The sequence below is a fragment of the Dietzia sp. SYD-A1 genome, from assembly GCF_015356725.1.
In the GTDB taxonomy this organism is placed as follows: domain Bacteria; phylum Actinomycetota; class Actinomycetes; order Mycobacteriales; family Mycobacteriaceae; genus Dietzia.
In genome coordinates this window covers 1-619 of sequence record NZ_JADDKI010000656.1, presented here as the reverse complement: position 1 = coordinate 619, position 619 = coordinate 1, and the positions used below count along the sequence as shown (strand labels likewise).

General features: G+C 63.2%; 1 protein-coding gene. It reads left to right on the top strand.

What is annotated here, in order from left to right:
* The coding region (locus IY392_RS18270; protein WP_194861994.1) for a CdaR family transcriptional regulator at positions 1-348 on the top strand (348 nt) is incomplete at its 5' end.
* Positions 349-619: the final 271 nt, after the last annotated feature.

The window sequence follows — 619 nt, the reverse complement described above, 5'->3', positions numbered from 1 at the left end:
GCTCTGGGGCGTGCGGGCGAGGGCGCGGCGACCGAGGAGCTCGGCCTGTACGGACTGCTGTTCAGCGAGGTCGACGCGGAGGACGTCACGCAGTTCATCGACCGCAACCTCGGGCCGGTCCGAGATCATGACCGCGACCGGGGCAGCGCCCTCATGGAGACCCTGAGCGCCTGGTTCGCCGCCGACGCCAGCCCCTCCGCCACCGCCGACCGGCTCTACATCCACGTCAACACCGTCTATCAGCGACTCGACCGGCTGGACTCGGTTCTCGGCGACGGGTGGCGCCGCGGTGATCGCGCGATGGAGCTCCGCTTGGCGCTGCGGATGTGGGAGCTCCGCGGCGCCTGAGCGTGCTCAACCTGAGCGCATGCCGAGACCTGATTTAGCGTCCAGGTAACCCCGCGGACACATCACGATTCACGTCCAGAACATGAGAGTGCCGTCATAACGGCAGTTGACGTTGATATTTGGGCGCGATTCGCGGAAATGTGAGTTTGTAGACAGAAGTGACATTTCCGTTTGCTACTGGCGAGTAGATAAACGATAATAAATGCGATGCGTCAACAACCTGCGTTGGCGACGACCCTCACCTACGCCAGAAAGGCCCACCCATGAGCAC